The organism is Azospirillum rugosum (assembly GCF_017876155.1).
Taxonomy (GTDB): domain Bacteria; phylum Pseudomonadota; class Alphaproteobacteria; order Azospirillales; family Azospirillaceae; genus Azospirillum; species Azospirillum rugosum.
In genome coordinates, this window is sequence record NZ_JAGINP010000001.1 from 96,498 (window position 1) to 110,512 (window position 14,015).

Sequence of the window (14,015 nt, forward strand, 5' to 3'; positions counted from 1 at the left end):
GTTCTCTTAATCAGTGTTTGACACGCTCCCCGCGTAGCTGGAATGGCCCGTACCGGCGGCTTTGTGCAAGCCGCCAGCCCGGACGGCCGGCCGGAATCGGACCATCATTGAGGGCTTGGGGATCGCGACATGGATGATCTGCTCTCTGAATTCCTGACGGAAACCAACGAAAACCTGTCCGTTCTCGACGTGGAACTGGTCCGTCTGGAGCAGAATCCCAACAATCCTGAACTGCTGTCGAACATCTTCCGACTCGTCCACACCATCAAGGGCACCTGCGGCTTCCTCGGCCTGCCGCGCCTGGAGAAGGTGGCCCACGCGTCGGAGAACGTGCTGGGCAAGTTCCGCGACGGGGAACTGACCATCACCCCGGAAGCGGTGTCGCTGATCCTGCAGGCGCTGGACACCATCAAGAGCCTGCTCGCCGTGCTGGAGGCCACCGAGGCCGAGCCGCCCGGCGACGACCTGCCGCTGATTGAGCGCCTGAACCTGTGCGCCGAAGGCAAGCTGGGCGGCGGCGCCCCCGCGGCGAAGCCCGCCCCGGCGCCCGAGCCGACGGCCCCGGCCGTCGCCGCAGCGGAGGTGCCGGTCCCGTCCTCCTCCGGCAACGTCACGCTCGACGAGCTCGAGGCGATCTGGAACGCCACGCCGGGCCCGACCAGCACCGCGCTCGCCCCGGTCGCGCCGGAGCCCGCCGACGAACCCGCCCCGTCCCAGGACCTCGTCGTACCGGACGCCGAGCCGGCCCCCGCCGCCAAGGTTCCCGCCGCCGCTGCCGCCGACGCCGCCGGCTCGGCCGGTGCCGGCCCCGAGGCCGCCGCGAAGGAATCGGCGGTCGCCGCGCAGACCATCCGCGTGAACGTGGACCTGCTCGAAAACCTGATGACCATGGTCTCGGAGCTGGTGCTGACCCGCAACCAGCTGCTCCAGATCCTGCGCTCCCAGAAGGAGAGCGAGTTCGCCGCCCCGCTGCAGCGCCTGAACCACGTGACGTCGGAGCTGCAGGAGGGCGTCATGAAGACGCGCATGCAGCCCATCGGCAACGCCTGGGCCAAGCTGCCGCGCCTGGTCCGCGACCTGGCGCACGAACTGGCGAAGAAGATCGACCTCCAGATGCTCGGCGCCGACACCGAGCTGGACCGCCAGGTGCTGGAGCTGATCAAGGACCCGCTGACGCACATGGTGCGCAACTCGGCGGACCACGGCCTGGAAACCCCGGCGGAGCGCCTGCGCTCCGGCAAGTCGGAGACCGGCCGCATCACGCTGAACGCCTATCACGAAGGCGGCCACATCATCATCGAGATCCAGGACGACGGTAAGGGCCTGGCGATCGACAAGATCAAGCAGAAGGCCATCCAGAACGGCCTGGCGAGCGAGGGTGAGCTGGCGACGATGTCGGACCAGCAGATCATCCAGTTCATCATGAAGCCGGGTTTCTCGACCGCCGCGAAGGTCACCAACGTGTCCGGCCGCGGCGTCGGCATGGACGTGGTGAAGACCAACATCGAGAAGATCGGCGGCACGATCGAGATCAAGTCCCAGCAGGGCAAGGGCTCGACCTTCGTCATCAAGATCCCGCTGACGCTGGCCATCGTCTCCGCCCTGATCGTGGAATGCGCGGGCGAGCGCTTCGCCATCCCGCAGATCAGCGTGGTCGAGCTGGTGCGCGCCGCCGCCGACAGCGAGCACACCATCGAGCGGCTGAAGGGCACGCCCGTCCTGCGCCTGCGCAACCGCCTGCTGCCGCTGGTCTCGCTCCAGGAACTGCTGCGGCTCGACGACCAGGAAGGGGCGGAGAAGAAGGACGACGAGACCTTCATCGTCGTCACCCAGGTCGGCACCTACACCTTCGGCATCATGGTCGACCGCGTGTTCGACACCGAGGAAATCGTGGTGAAGCCGGTGGCGCCGATCCTGCGCCACATCGAGATGTTCTCGGGCAACACGATCCTCGGCGACGGCTCGGTCATCATGATCCTCGACCCGAACGGCATCGCGTCGGCGACCGGCGAGATGACCATGGGCGAGAACGTCAGCAAGGAGACGACCTCGGTCCAGGCGACCCGCCAGGAGGACAAGATGGCGCTGCTGCTGTTCCGCGCCGGCGCCGGCGCGCCGAAGGCGGTGCCGCTGTCGCTGGTCGCCCGCCTGGAGGACGTGGACCTCGCCTCCGTCGAGCAGTCGAACGGCATGCCGGTCGTCCAGTACCGCGGCAAGCTGATGCCGCTGGTTCCGATCGACCCGGCCTTCGCCATGGAAAGCGAAGGGCGCCAGCCGGTGCTGGTCTTCGCCGACGGCGACCGCAGCATGGGCCTGATCGTCGACGAGATCGTGGACATCGTGGAGGAGCGGCTGGTGGTCCAGCTGACCGCCGAGCGTCCGGGCATGATGGGCTCCGCCATCATCGCCGGCAAGGCGACCGACGTCATCGACGCCGGCTTCTTCCTGACGCAGGCCTACAAGGACTGGTTCGGCTCCTCCTCGACCGACGCCTACGAGGAGGAGAAGGCGCAGCAGCGCGTGCTGCTGGTCGACGACAGCCCCTTCTTCCGCAACCTGCTGACCCCGCTGCTGTCGGTGGCCGGCTACGACGTGACGGCCGTGGAGAACGCCACGGAGGCCCTGGCCCTGTGCGAGTCGGGCGAGGACTTCGACGTCATCGTGTCGGACATCGAGATGCCGGGCATGAGCGGCTTCGACTTCGCCGAAGCGGTCCGCCAGGGCGGCCGCTGGAGCGCCGTCCCGATGGTCGCCCTGTCCAGCCACGCCAGCCCGCGCGACCTCGACCGCGGACGCCAGGCCGGCTTCACCGACTATGTCGCCAAGTTCGACCGTGACGCGCTGCTGTACGCGCTCCAGCAGACGCTGTCCGAGCAGAAAGGTGCCGCATGAGCAACGCCAAGCTGCCCACCACGACCAAGAAGGCCAAGGGCGACGAGATCGTCTCCGGCGGCAACCAGGACTATGTGACCATGACGATCGCCGACCAGCTGTTCGGCATCCCGGTCCTCCAAGTCCAGGACGTGCTGGGGCACCAGCGGATCACCCGCATCCCGCTCGCCCCGCCGGAGGTCGCCGGATCGCTGAACCTGCGCGGCCGCATCGTCACCGCCATCGATGTCCGCCTGCGGCTCGGCCTGCCGTCGCGCCCGAAGGACAAGCCGGGCATGTCCATCGTGGTCGACCTGCGCGGCGAGCTGTACAGCCTGATGGTCGACAGCGTCGGCGAGGTGCTCAGCCTGTCCAACGACGACTTCGAGCGCAATCCGGCGACGCTCGATCCGCGCTGGCGGGAGGTGTCCACCGGCATCTACCGCCTGAACGGGCAGCTGATGGTGGTGCTGGACGTGCCGCGCCTGCTGAATTTCACCACCATGGAAGCGGCCTGAGGCTACTCTCACCGGTCTGCTGAAAAAGCGAAGCCTTGAGGCCCGAGTCACCATGAAATCCTGCCTTGTGGTCGATGACAGCCGCGTGGTCCGTAAGGTCGCGCGGAAGATCCTGGAGGAGCTGAACTTCGCCTGCACCGAGGCGGAGGACGGCAAACAGGCCATGGAGGCCTGCGCGGACCGGATGCCGGACGCCATCCTTCTGGACTGGAACATGCCGGTGATGACCGGCATCGAGTTCCTCCGCCGCCTGCGGAAGATGAGCGGCGGGGACTTTCCCAAAGTCGTCTTCTGCACGACGGAAAACGATCTGGCGCACATCCAGGAGGCGCTGTCCGCAGGGGCGAACGAGTACATCATGAAGCCCTTCGACAGCGACATCATCCAGACCAAGTTCCAGCAGGTCGGTCTGCTGTGACGCGGGTCCACCCCGCATCGCAGCCGCCCTGGCCGCCGAAAGGCTGACCGCGTCATGTCCGACCGTTTTGGCAAGAGCCCCTTTGCCGCAGCGCCGCCGTCATCGCCGACCAACCAGGATCCGGTCCGGGTCATGGTGGTGGACGACTCCGCCGTGATCCGCGGCCTCCTGACCCGCGCCCTGGAAGGCGACCCCGACATCCGGGTCGTTGCGTCCGTCGGCGACGGGCAGATGGCCATCAACTCGCTCCAGCGCAACTCGATCGACGTGATCGTGCTGGACATCGAAATGCCGGTGATGGACGGCCTGACCGCCATCCCGAAGCTGCTGGCGGTGGCGCCGCAGGTCAAGATCATCATGGCCTCCACGCTCACGCTGCGCGGGGCCGACATCTCCATGCGCTGCCTGTCGGCGGGTGCGGCCGACTACATCCCGAAGCCCACCTCGACCCGCGAGATCGGCGGGGCGGAAGACTTCAAGCGCGAGCTGGTGTCCAAGGTGAAGGCGCTGGGCGCGGCGGCCAAGCGCGCCGGCTCCCGCTCCCGCGGGGAACTGCGGCCGCTGGCCCCGGTGTCGCCGGCCTTCCTGAAGCGCGAACCGCCGCCGGTGACCCTGCGCCCCGCGCCCGCCGTCGGCGCCGCCGCCCCGGTGAAGCCGGACCTGATCGCCATCGGCAGCTCCACCGGCGGCCCGCAGGCGCTGTTCGAGGTGCTGAGCCACCTGAAGGGCGGCGTGACGCAGCCGATCCTGATCACCCAGCACATGCCGGCCACCTTCACCACCATCCTGGCGGAGCACATCACCCGCCAGTGCGGGCTGAACGCCCAGGAGGCGAAGGACGGCGAGCCGATCGTCCAGGGGCGCTGCTACATCGCGCCCGGCGATTTCCACATGCTGGTTCACCAGCGCGCCGGCGCCAACGTCATCGCGCTGACCAAGGACCCGCCCGAGAATTTCTGCCGCCCGGCGGTGGACCCGATGATGCGGTCGATCGTGCGCGCCTACGGCCGCAAGGTGCTGGCCTGCATCCTGACCGGCATGGGCCAGGACGGGCTGAAGGGCTGCACCGAGGTGGTGAACGCCGGCGGCACGCTGATCGCGCAGGACGAGGCGTCCAGCGTGGTCTGGGGCATGCCCGGCGCCGTGGCCCAGGCGGGCATCTGTTCCGCCGTGCTGCCGCTGAAGGAAATCGGACCCTACATCCGCAAGTTCGCGTCGAGGGCAGCATGAGAGTCGAAGATTTCGACATGTTCTCCACGCTGCTCAAGCAGCGTTCCGGACTCGTCCTCACCCGCGACAAGGCCTACCTGCTCGAATCCCGGCTGATGCCGGTGGCGCGCAAGTGGAACATGAAGGGGCTGGAGGAGCTGGCCGCCACCGTGCGCACGCGCAAGGACGAAGCCCTGCTGCGCGACATCACGGAGGCGATGACCACCAACGAGTCCTCCTTCTTCCGCGACCAGAAGCCCTTCGACCAGTTCCGGCAGATCGTCCTGCCGCGGCTGCTGGAGACCCGCGCGACCAAGCGGTCCATCCGCATCTGGTCGGCCGCCTGCTCTTCGGGGCAGGAGGCCTACTCGCTGGCCATGATGCTGAACGAGGACGCGGCGAAGATCGCCGGCTGGCGGATCGAGATCGTCGGCACCGACATCTCGTCGGAGATGGTGGAGCGGTCGAAGTCCGGCGTCTACACCCAGTTCGAGGTGCAGCGCGGCCTGCCCATCCAGATGCTGGTGAAGCACTTCAAGCAGCAGGGCGACAAGTGGCAGATCAGCCAGCAGCTGCGGCAGATGGTCAGCTTCCGCGAGTTCAACCTGCTGGGCGACCTGTCGGCGCTGGGCCAATTCGACGTGGTGTTCTGCCGCAACGTGCTGATCTATTTCGACCAGCCGACCAAGACCAAGGTGCTGGACGCCATCGCCCGGCAGATGCCGCAGGACGGCGTGCTGTATCTCGGCGGCGCCGAGACGGTCCTGGGCATCACGGAGCGCTTCAAGCCGGTGGACGGGCAGCGCGGGCTCTACAGCCTGGGCGGCTTCACCGCGCCGGGCGGGCTGAAGGCGGCGGTGTGAGCGCCGCCGCCGCGTCGGTTTCCGCGTAGGTTGGGTGGAGCGTCAGCGCAACCCAACACGCGTCACCATGCAGGCGATGTTGGGTTTCGCTGACGCTTCACCCAACCTACGATTGACGTTCCGAGAGAAGGGGCGGGCGTCAGCCCGCCGCCTGGGCCTGGGGGTGCGGGACGCGCGGGAGCGGTGCGGCGTCCTCGTGCGGGTCGCGCAGCACATAGCCGCGGCCCCAGACCGTCTCGATGTAATTGTCGCCCTGCGTGGCCGCCACCAGCTTCTTGCGCAGCTTGCAGACGAACACGTCGATGATCTTCAGCTCCGGCTCGTCCATACCGCCGTAGAGATGGTTCAGGAACATCTCCTTGGTCAGCGTGGTGCCCTTGCGGAGCGACAGCAGCTCCAGGATGCCGTATTCCTTGCCGGTCAGGTGCAGCGGCTGGCTGTCCACCTCCACCGTGCGGGTGTCCAGGTTCACGGTCAGGCGGCCGGTGCGGATGATGCTGTCGGAATGGCCCTTGGACCGGCGCACGATCGCCTGGATGCGGGCGATCAGTTCGCGCTTGTCGAAGGGCTTGGTCAGGTAGTCGTCGGCGCCGAAGCCCAGGCCCTTGATCTTGTGGTCAAGCTCCGACAGGCCGGACAGGATCAGGATCGGCGTGGTGACGCGCGCGGCGCGCAGGCGGCGCAGAACCTCGTACCCGTCGATGTCCGGCAGCATCAGATCCAGGATGATGATGTCGTAGTCGTACAGCTTGCCAATTTCCAGCCCGTCCTCACCGAGGTCGGTTGAATCGACGATGTAGCCCTCCGATTGGAGCATCAGCTCGATGCTTTTGGCGACGGACGAATCGTCTTCGACCAGCAGAACCCTCATGGCGATATCCCGACGTTTGATGGCGCTTTTCTGGCAACCCGATAAGGCGTGGTAAGGTCGTATGACCTTTAACAGATCGGCTCGTCTGTTTACAGAGGTTAACAGACGATTCAGCTTAACGCCAGAGGCATAGCGCTTCATTTAACGTTAATGTTTCGAGGCGATCATACTCCAGGTGGTGGCCGCCGCTGCGCGCGCCGCCGCCCGTACTCCCGTCCCGGTTATCCGTCCCGGATTCCTTGTCAACGTCCGCGAAACAGCCAAAACCGTGCCCGCCGACGTCGCCCGCCTTCTTCAAGAGATCGAAGCCCTTCCCGGCTACAGCCGGTTCGGGCGCGTCACCGCCGTGCTCGGCCTGCTGGTCGAAGTCGGCGGCATCGAGAAGGAATTGTCCGTCGGCGGCCGTTGCATCGTGGAATCCCGCGACGGTCGCCAAGTACCTTGTGAGGTGGTTGGCTTTCGACAAGGACGCGCATTGCTTATGCCATTCGGGTCCATTGACGGCGTCGGGCTCGGCTGCAGGGCTCTGGTGTCGGACGGCCAGCCGTCCGTTTTCCCCACCGACGCATGGCTGGGCCGCGTGATCAACGCGCTGGGGGAGCCGGTGGACGGCAAGGGCCCGCTGCCCAAGGGGCCGCGCGGCGTGCCGGTGCGCAACAACCCGCCCTCGGCCCACGCCCGCGCCCGCGTCGGCGAGAAGCTGGACCTGGGCATCCGCGCGATCAACGCTTTCCTGACCTGCTGCCGCGGCCAGCGCATGGGCATCTTCGCGGGCTCCGGCGTCGGCAAGTCGTCGGTCATGTCGATGCTCGCCCGCTTCTCCGCCGCGGAGGTTGCGGTGATCGGCCTGATCGGCGAGCGCGGGCGCGAGCTTCAGGAGTTCATCACCGAGGATCTGGGGGAGGAGGGCCTGGCGCGCAGCATCGTCGTCTGCGCCACGTCGGACGAGGCGCCGCTGATGCGCCGGCAGGCGGCCTACATGACCATGGCGGTGGCGGAGCATTTCCGCGACCAGGGCCGCGACGTGCTGTGCATGATGGACAGCGTCACCCGCTTCGCCATGGCCCAGCGCGAGATCGGCCTGTCGGCGGGCGAACCGCCGACGACCAAGGGCTACCCGCCGACCGTCTTCGCCGAGCTGCCACGCCTGCTGGAGCGGGCGGGGCCGGGCGTGGCCGGATCGGGCTCCATCACCGGGCTGTTCACCGTGCTGGTGGAAGGCGACGACCACAACGAGCCGATCGCCGATGCCGTGCGCGGCATCCTGGACGGGCACATCGTGCTGGAACGCCAGATCGGCGAGCGCGGGCGCTACCCCGCCATCAACATCCTGCGCAGCGTGTCGCGAACCATGCCCGGTTGCAACGCGCCCATCGAGAACGAGCTGGTGAACCACGCGCGCCGCCTGATGTCGTCCTACGACAACATGGCGGAGATGATCCGCCTGGGCGCCTACCGGAAAGGAACCGACCCGCAGGTGGACGAAGCCATCCATTACCAGCCGGCGCTGGAGGCCTTCCTGAAGCAGGGCAAGCGCGAGGCGACGAACCTCGACGAGAGCTACGCCATGCTGGCCGCGATCTTCGGCATCGAACAGTGGCCGCCGCAAGAATGAGCAGCCTCAAGACCATCATCCGCCTGCAGAAATGGAAGCTCGACGAGAAGCGCCGCGCGCTGGCCGAGCTTCAGAACCTCGCCGACCGCCTGAAGGCCGAGATCGAGCGGCTGAAGGAGGAGATCGCGGCGGAGCAGGAGACGGCCCGCAGCAATGTCGAATACTCCTTCACCTACAGCAACTACATCCAGGCCGCCATGGAACGCGGCAAGCGCCTGACCCAGTCCATGGGGCAGGTGGAGGGCCAGATCTCGGTCGCCACCGACGAGATGGCCGAAGCGTTCCAGGAGCTGAAGCGCTATGAGCTGGCCGAGGAAGAGCGGCTGAAGCGCGAGAAGGAAAAGCTGAAGCGCAAGGAGGCCAACATGCTGGACGAGACCGCGCTGGTCGGCTTCCGCCGCCGCCAGCAGGAGGAAAGCGGCGCCGAGTCATAAGGCGAGAACCGGTTTCAGCGTGGAGATCACGGCGGTGCGAATTGCAGTCTGCGCAATCGTGAAGAACGAGGCGCCTTACCTTCTGGAATGGATCGCCTATTACATCGCCATCGGCGTCGACCATTTCATCATCTATGACAACGGCAGCACGGACGGATCGGTCGAGCTTTTGCTGCGGATCGGCACGAAAGTCCCGATAACGGTGGTGTCGTGGCCGTCGCCGAATTGCGAGCGCCCCCTCGACTATCCGGAAATCTACGACGCGCTCGATCAGCTCGACGTCCAAATCCGCTATGATTGGCAGAAGTTGATCTGGATGAGTCCGCAGATCGCCGCGTACAACCACGCGCTGACCAGTTTCGGCGACCAGCATGACTGGCTGCTGTTCGTCGACGCGGACGAGTTCTTCGTGCCCGTGCGTGATCGTTCCATCAAGGATTTCGTCGCGCGTTGCGCGTCGCGGGACGGTGTGGCGGCGATCGCGGTGAATGAGAAATACTTCGGATCGTCGGGGCACGAGCACGAGGATCCCCGTCCCGTCATCGAACGCTTCACGCGGTGCGCGTGGCCGCGTTTCGACGGTCACCTGCATGTCAAGACGTTGGTCCGTCCTTCGATGACGGGGGTGATGTTCATTCATGGAGCAAAGCTCCGAAGCGGGTTCTGCGTGAATGACGCAGGCGAACGCATCGAATTGCAGCAATGCGCCTTCACGTCCTCGGTGTCGATGTATTATGGGCAGATCAACCATTACAGCGTGAAATCAAAGGAAGAGTTCATCCGAAAAAAGTCCAGGGGACGCGCGCATGTCGCGGACGACCACATCGCGAAGTTCGCCGATATGGACGATGCGTATTTTGAACGGCAGGATCGGAACGAAGACACCGATGCGTCGATTCAGCGGTTTCTGAACGCCACCCTGCACAACATGGCCATCCTGCGCGCCGAATGCGGCATTCCGTCGGCGCCGTCCGGGCAGAGTGCGGTCTAGATCCGCCGCATCCGGGCGAAGAGATGGGGGTTGTCCCAGCCGGGCTGGCGGTCTTCCACGACGACGCGGTGGGGCACGGGGGCCGGGCGTTCGGCCGTGACCTCGGCCCAGCGGGGTACCAGCTCGTTGTTGAGGTCGTCGAGGACGGCGAGCGCCAGCGCCTCCAGCCCGCCGCCGGCCGTGCCGGAGAGCGCGCCTAGGTAGGCGGCGAAGCCGGCCGGGTCCAGCACCAGCCGGTCGGGCACATAGCGCACGATCAGGCGCGTGCCGGGAACGGGCTCGCCTTCCAGGACGACCAGATAGTCGTGGCGGGCGCCCGGGTTGGGTGCAGTGGTCAGCAGGTCGCGGCGGTGCATGGGTTTCGGAATCATCAAGCAGTGTAGCTTTGGCCGCCCGCCCCGCCGGCGCGGGTCAGCTTGACCCAGCATTTGGCGCCGGACTGGAAGGACAGGCCGCCGACATAGCCCACGGCGCGGATGCTGTCGGCGAAAATCTGGATCAGGTCGAGCCGCAGCTCCGGCGCCAGCGCCGTGTGGCTGCGCAGGATCAGGTCGAAGCGGTTGGGCTGCACCAGCCCGTCGAGCTGGAGGGGGCCGAGGCGGCTCAGCTCCAGGTCGAGCAGGAAGCGGCTCCCCTTGCCATCGCGCTTGCCCTTGCGGCCGCCGTCCTCCTCCTCATCGCCCTTGATCGGGTGGATGTGCAGGCGGATGGGCAGCGGGCCGTTGGCGTCGAACATCGGCAGGACGAAGGGCCGCCAGTCGCCGGGCAGCGGGTCGGCCGCCTGCTGCTGGAGGGACTTGAACTCGCGGTCCAGCTGCTGGACGAGATCGCCGCGCCCGGCCCTGTCCAGGGCGGCGGCGGCCTCGTCGCCGAGCCAGCCGCGGGCGTCGCCGCCGCGGATCGCCGACAGAAGGAAGCTCAGCGCCGCGGTCAGCTTGCGGTTCGGCTGCGGCATGGCGGTGGCGAGCAGGGACTGGGCTGCCGCACGGTCCACGCCGGCGAGGGTGGCCAGGATCTGGCGCATGGCCGGCCAGTCGCGCTCCGTCAGCGGGCCGGGGGGCGTCGCCGCGGGCGCTGCGGCGCGCAACGCCTGCCCGGGGTCGGTCAGGGCCGCGGTGACGGTGGCTCCCTGCGGCAGGTTCGCTTGGACGTTCAGGGCCAGCATGCCCTTGCGCGTGGCGAGGATCGGCTGGCCTTGCGCGGTCGTGCCAGCCACCGTGCCGCGCAGCACCGGTTCGTCCGGGGTGGCGCCATCCGGCGCGTCCGGCATGTCGTCCAGGCCGGCGGGGGATGGCGGTGCTTTGGTGGACTCGCCATCCGCGGGGGGATTGCCCGGCAGGTTGGATGATTTCGGGGGCGTGCCCTCGGGCGGCATGCCTTGCGGATGGCTCTGCGGCTGGTCGGGCGGCGGCGTGATCGTCAGGATCTTGAGCGCCACGGTGCCGCCCTGCGGCAGGTCGGGTTCCGGCGCCGGCTGGGGATCGGGGGCGGTCGGCTTCGGTGTGGCTGGGGCGGACGGGGGCGGCTCCGCGCCGGGGTGCGCGGCGTCGCCGCCCAGTTGGACCGGCGTGTCGAGCATCGGCTTGCCCATCGGCGGGGACGCGCCTGGGGACGGGGCGGGTTGGGTGGCGGGCTGGGGGGCTGCTCCGGCGGTCGTGGGCGCGGCGGCGAGGGGCGGGGGCGTCGCGCCGGCCGTTGCCGATGGCGCGGCGCCCGACGGCGTGGGCGTGGTGACGGGCGGTGTCGGCGGTGGAGCGGCCTGGCCGGGCAGGGTGGGCGCCGTGCCGCGCGGCGCCGGAGGCTTCGGCGCGGCGGCGATCACCAGGGCGGGGACGATGCTGCCGGGCACCAGCGGCGGCAAGGGTTGTGCCGTCGGGGCGCCCGCCGTGGCCGTCGGCGTTGCCGAGGGGATGGTCGGGTTCGGCAGGATCACGGCGGGGCCCTGGCCTGCTCCAGCCTGGGGGGCGGCCGGCGTCCCGGGCGCGGAAGGCGCCGCGGTCGTCCCGGCGGTCAGGAGGAGCAGGACCTTGGCGCCCTGGGCGGACGTCTGGCCCGGCGTGATTTGAAGCGTGACCGGCTTGTCGGTCGGCAGCGGCGTCGGCGTGTCGAGCAGGATCTCGCCGGCCTGGGTGCGGACGCGCGTCAGCCCGTCCGGCGTGTCGCCGGCCACCGTGCCGGTCAGCACCACCGCGCGGGTCAGGCCCTGCAACCGTTCCGGCAGGGTCAGGACCGTCACCTCGGTCGCCACCGCTGGTGCGGCGGGGGCCGTCGGCGCGGGGGCGGCCGGCACCGCTGGGCCGGCGACGGGGGGTGGGACGGTGCCGCCCATGTCCCCTCCCTCGCGTTTCGGCTTACTGGCCGCTCATCAGCCGCTGGGCGATGGCCAGCACGTCGCGCGCGGCGTCGCAGCCCGGCGAGCGGGTGAGCAGCGGCGACTGGTTGCGGATGGCGTCGCGCACCTTCAGGTCGCGGCGGATGATGCCGGCCAGCGACGGCTTGAACTTCAGGAAGTTCTGGCAGGCCTTCAGGATGGTGCCGTAGGTCCGCTCCCCGTCCTTCACGCTCTGCGCCATGTTCACCACGACGCGGAGGTCCGCCGTCGGGTTGGTGGCGTGGCTCAGCTTGATGAAGGCGTAGGCGTCGGTCAGCGAGGTCGGCTCGTCCGTCGTGACCACCAGCGTGGTGCCGGCCGGGCCGGACAGGGTGCGCACCGTGCGGTCCACGCCGGCGCCCATGTCCATGATGACGCAGTCGTAGGTGCGCGCCAGCTCCAGCAGGTCGTTGCGCAGGCCGGAGAGGCGCTGGCTCGGCAGCTGGGCGAGCGTGCCGGAGCCGGAGCGCCCGGCGATGATGTCGAAGCCGCCTTCGGGGAAGCGCTGGGCCGCGCGGCCCAGGGTCACGTCGCCGTTTATGACGGCGCCCAGGTCGTTCTTCGGCTGGAATCCCAGCTGGATGTCGACGTTGGCAAGGCCGAGGTCGCCGTCGAACAGCAGCGAATTCTTGCCCATCTTGGTCAGCGCGTGGGCGAGCGTGATCGAAAACCACGTCTTGCCGACGCCGCCCTTGCCGCTGGCCACGGCGATGACGTTGGCACCGCGCAGCGGGCGAACGTTCTTGAGGGCGGCCGGAAACACCGGATCGGTCATGGGATGGTCCTCGACGACGAAGAACGTACGGCTTTGGTCTTGGAAGGAGAGGTCTTGGCGGCGGCACGCGCCGCCTTGGCCTCGGGGGGCATCATCAGGCGGGCGAAGGCCATCGGGTTCAATGGCGTCAATCCCTCTGCAACCTTGGAGGATACGCTGGCGTTGCAGAAAGCCATGCGGGCGCGGTGCGCGGTGCCGAGCAGGCTGCCCAGCCGGCGCGCCATGTCCAGGCGGGTGATCAGCATGCGGCGCACGCCCAGCGCCTTGAAGGATTGGGCGATGTCGGCGGCCTCCAGCGCGTCCATGCCGGCGGGCAGCACCAGGATCGGCTCCGCCACGCCGGCGGCGAGGAGGGCCTTCAGGTCGGCCATCTCCTCCCGGTCGTAGGGGTTGCGCCCGGCGGTGTCCACCAGCACCACGTCGCAGCCGCGGTTCACCTCGAAGGCGCCGGCCAGCGCGTCGGGGTCCTCCACCGTCGCCAGCTTGATCTTCATCAGGCGGGTGAAGGCCGCCAGCTGCTCCATGCCGCCGGCGCGCACCGTGTCGGTGGTGATCACGCCGACCTTGCGCTTTTTGAACACGGCCTGGGCGGCGAGCTTCGCGACAACCAGCGTCTTCCCGCCGCCCGGCGGGCCGACCAGGATCAGCGGCTTGTTGCCGGTGCGCTTGTCGTGCAGCGGGCTGAAGGTGAACATGCTGTCGAGTGCTGCGCCCAGCGCAAGCTGCGGATCGTCGGTGTCCAGGCTGGCGGCCGCGTCGATCAGCTGTTCCGACAGGGCGGCGGGAACGCCGTGGCGGTGCAGCACGTCGGCCACCACCTCGCCCACGTCGATCTCCGGCTCCTCCACGATGATCGGCTTGGGCGGCGCGTGGTGGGGCGCGCGCGCCGACGCCATCACGAGGTCGTCTTCCTCCACCGCCGCGGTCACGCGCACGCCGCCGCCTTCCTCCTCGCGCGTGGCGACGATGATCGCGTCGTCGCCCAGCGCCTGGCGGACCATCCGCATGGCCTCGGACATGGATTTGGCGTGGAAGGACTTCAGCCGCATGCGCGAGGCTCCGTCCCGGTCACGTCATGG

Annotated in this window: 13 protein-coding genes; 8 read left to right on the top strand and 5 right to left on the bottom strand. The window is 68.3% G+C overall.

Annotated features, from left to right (window positions below; genetic code table 11):
- The first annotated feature begins 129 nt into the window (after positions 1-129).
- The 5 genes from J2851_RS00450 to J2851_RS00470 are packed head-to-tail and all read left to right on the top strand — an operon-like array spanning position 130 to position 5,879.
- Entirely contained in the window at positions 130-2,892 is a 2,763-nt protein-coding gene (locus tag J2851_RS00450; RefSeq protein WP_209762244.1) for a hybrid sensor histidine kinase/response regulator, read from the top strand.
- On the top strand, positions 2,889-3,389 hold the full coding sequence (locus J2851_RS00455) for a chemotaxis protein CheW (RefSeq protein WP_209762247.1): 501 nt from the start codon (positions 2,889-2,891) through the stop codon (positions 3,387-3,389). Before J2851_RS00450 ends, J2851_RS00455 begins: the two co-directional genes overlap by 4 nt.
- Before the next feature lie 52 nt (positions 3,390-3,441).
- Positions 3,442-3,807, top strand: coding sequence for a response regulator (locus J2851_RS00460; RefSeq protein ID WP_209762250.1), 366 nt, complete (start codon positions 3,442-3,444; stop codon positions 3,805-3,807).
- 54 nt (positions 3,808-3,861) lie between these two features.
- Positions 3,862-5,037, top strand: a complete 1,176-nt coding sequence (locus J2851_RS00465; RefSeq protein WP_370881315.1) for a protein-glutamate methylesterase/protein-glutamine glutaminase — start codon at positions 3,862-3,864, stop codon at positions 5,035-5,037.
- Complete coding sequence (locus tag J2851_RS00470; RefSeq protein ID WP_209762253.1) at positions 5,034-5,879, top strand: CheR family methyltransferase; 846 nt, start codon at positions 5,034-5,036, stop codon at positions 5,877-5,879. Before J2851_RS00465 ends, J2851_RS00470 begins: the two co-directional genes overlap by 4 nt.
- 139 nt (positions 5,880-6,018) lie before the next feature.
- Here J2851_RS00470 and ctrA read toward each other — a convergent pair whose 3' ends face one another.
- Positions 6,019-6,750 (bottom strand): response regulator transcription factor CtrA, encoded by a 732-nt coding sequence (ctrA, locus tag J2851_RS00475; protein ID WP_209762257.1) that lies wholly within the window; start codon positions 6,748-6,750, stop codon positions 6,019-6,021.
- A gap of 268 nt (positions 6,751-7,018) precedes the next feature.
- On the opposite strand from ctrA, the gene fliI reads away from it, so the two are divergent.
- The 3 genes from fliI to J2851_RS00490 are packed head-to-tail and all read left to right on the top strand — an operon-like array spanning position 7,019 to position 9,790.
- Positions 7,019-8,365, top strand: coding sequence for a flagellar protein export ATPase FliI (gene fliI / locus J2851_RS00480; RefSeq protein ID WP_209762259.1), 1,347 nt, complete (start codon positions 7,019-7,021; stop codon positions 8,363-8,365).
- The gene (locus J2851_RS00485) at positions 8,362-8,799 is read left to right on the top strand and encodes a flagellar FliJ family protein (RefSeq protein WP_209762263.1); all 438 of its coding nucleotides are present in this window, start codon (positions 8,362-8,364) and stop codon (positions 8,797-8,799) included. The genes fliI and J2851_RS00485 overlap by 4 nt, the downstream gene beginning before the upstream one ends.
- Positions 8,800-8,818: 19 nt before the next feature.
- Complete coding sequence (locus J2851_RS00490) at positions 8,819-9,790, top strand: glycosyltransferase family 2 protein (protein ID WP_209762266.1); 972 nt, start codon at positions 8,819-8,821, stop codon at positions 9,788-9,790.
- On the opposite strand, the gene J2851_RS00495 is transcribed toward J2851_RS00490, so the two are convergent.
- Genes J2851_RS00495 through J2851_RS00510 form a run of 4 tightly spaced genes read right to left on the bottom strand, consistent with a single transcriptional unit; the run spans position 9,787 to position 13,985 of the window.
- The gene (locus tag J2851_RS00495; RefSeq protein WP_209762269.1) at positions 9,787-10,146 is read right to left on the bottom strand and encodes a hypothetical protein; all 360 of its coding nucleotides are present in this window, start codon (positions 10,144-10,146) and stop codon (positions 9,787-9,789) included. The two genes, J2851_RS00490 and J2851_RS00495, sit on opposite strands and share 4 nt — an antisense overlap.
- 14 nt (positions 10,147-10,160) lie before the next feature.
- The gene (locus tag J2851_RS00500; protein WP_209762272.1) at positions 10,161-12,119 is read right to left on the bottom strand and encodes a hypothetical protein; all 1,959 of its coding nucleotides are present in this window, start codon (positions 12,117-12,119) and stop codon (positions 10,161-10,163) included.
- A 22-nt stretch (positions 12,120-12,141) separates the two neighbouring features.
- Positions 12,142-12,936 (bottom strand): MinD/ParA family protein, encoded by a 795-nt coding sequence (locus J2851_RS00505; RefSeq protein ID WP_209762275.1) that lies wholly within the window; start codon positions 12,934-12,936, stop codon positions 12,142-12,144.
- Positions 12,933-13,985, bottom strand: coding sequence for a flagellar biosynthesis protein FlhF (locus J2851_RS00510; protein ID WP_209762278.1), 1,053 nt, complete (start codon positions 13,983-13,985; stop codon positions 12,933-12,935). The genes J2851_RS00505 and J2851_RS00510 overlap by 4 nt, the downstream gene beginning before the upstream one ends.
- Positions 13,986-14,015 lie beyond the last annotated feature (30 nt).

Excerpts from the sequence above, each read along its gene's own strand:
- J2851_RS00450 (WP_209762244.1), top strand. The coding sequence starts at position 130 with ATGGATGATCTGCTCTCTGAATTCCTGACGGAAACCAACGAAAACCTG.
- J2851_RS00455 (WP_209762247.1), top strand. The coding sequence starts at position 2,889 with ATGAGCAACGCCAAGCTGCCCACCACGACCAAGAAGGCCAAGGGCGAC.
- J2851_RS00460 (WP_209762250.1), top strand. The coding sequence starts at position 3,442 with ATGAAATCCTGCCTTGTGGTCGATGACAGCCGCGTGGTCCGTAAGGTC.
- J2851_RS00465 (WP_370881315.1), top strand. The coding sequence starts at position 3,862 with ATGTCCGACCGTTTTGGCAAGAGCCCCTTTGCCGCAGCGCCGCCGTCA.
- J2851_RS00470 (WP_209762253.1), top strand. The coding sequence starts at position 5,034 with ATGAGAGTCGAAGATTTCGACATGTTCTCCACGCTGCTCAAGCAGCGT.
- ctrA (WP_209762257.1), bottom strand. The coding sequence starts at position 6,750 with ATGAGGGTTCTGCTGGTCGAAGACGATTCGTCCGTCGCCAAAAGCATC.
- J2851_RS00485 (WP_209762263.1), top strand. The coding sequence starts at position 8,362 with ATGAGCAGCCTCAAGACCATCATCCGCCTGCAGAAATGGAAGCTCGAC.
- J2851_RS00495 (WP_209762269.1), bottom strand. The coding sequence starts at position 10,146 with ATGCACCGCCGCGACCTGCTGACCACTGCACCCAACCCGGGCGCCCGC.
- J2851_RS00500 (WP_209762272.1), bottom strand. The coding sequence starts at position 12,119 with ATGGGCGGCACCGTCCCACCCCCCGTCGCCGGCCCAGCGGTGCCGGCC.
- J2851_RS00505 (WP_209762275.1), bottom strand. The coding sequence starts at position 12,936 with ATGACCGATCCGGTGTTTCCGGCCGCCCTCAAGAACGTTCGCCCGCTG.
- J2851_RS00510 (WP_209762278.1), bottom strand. The coding sequence starts at position 13,985 with ATGCGGCTGAAGTCCTTCCACGCCAAATCCATGTCCGAGGCCATGCGG.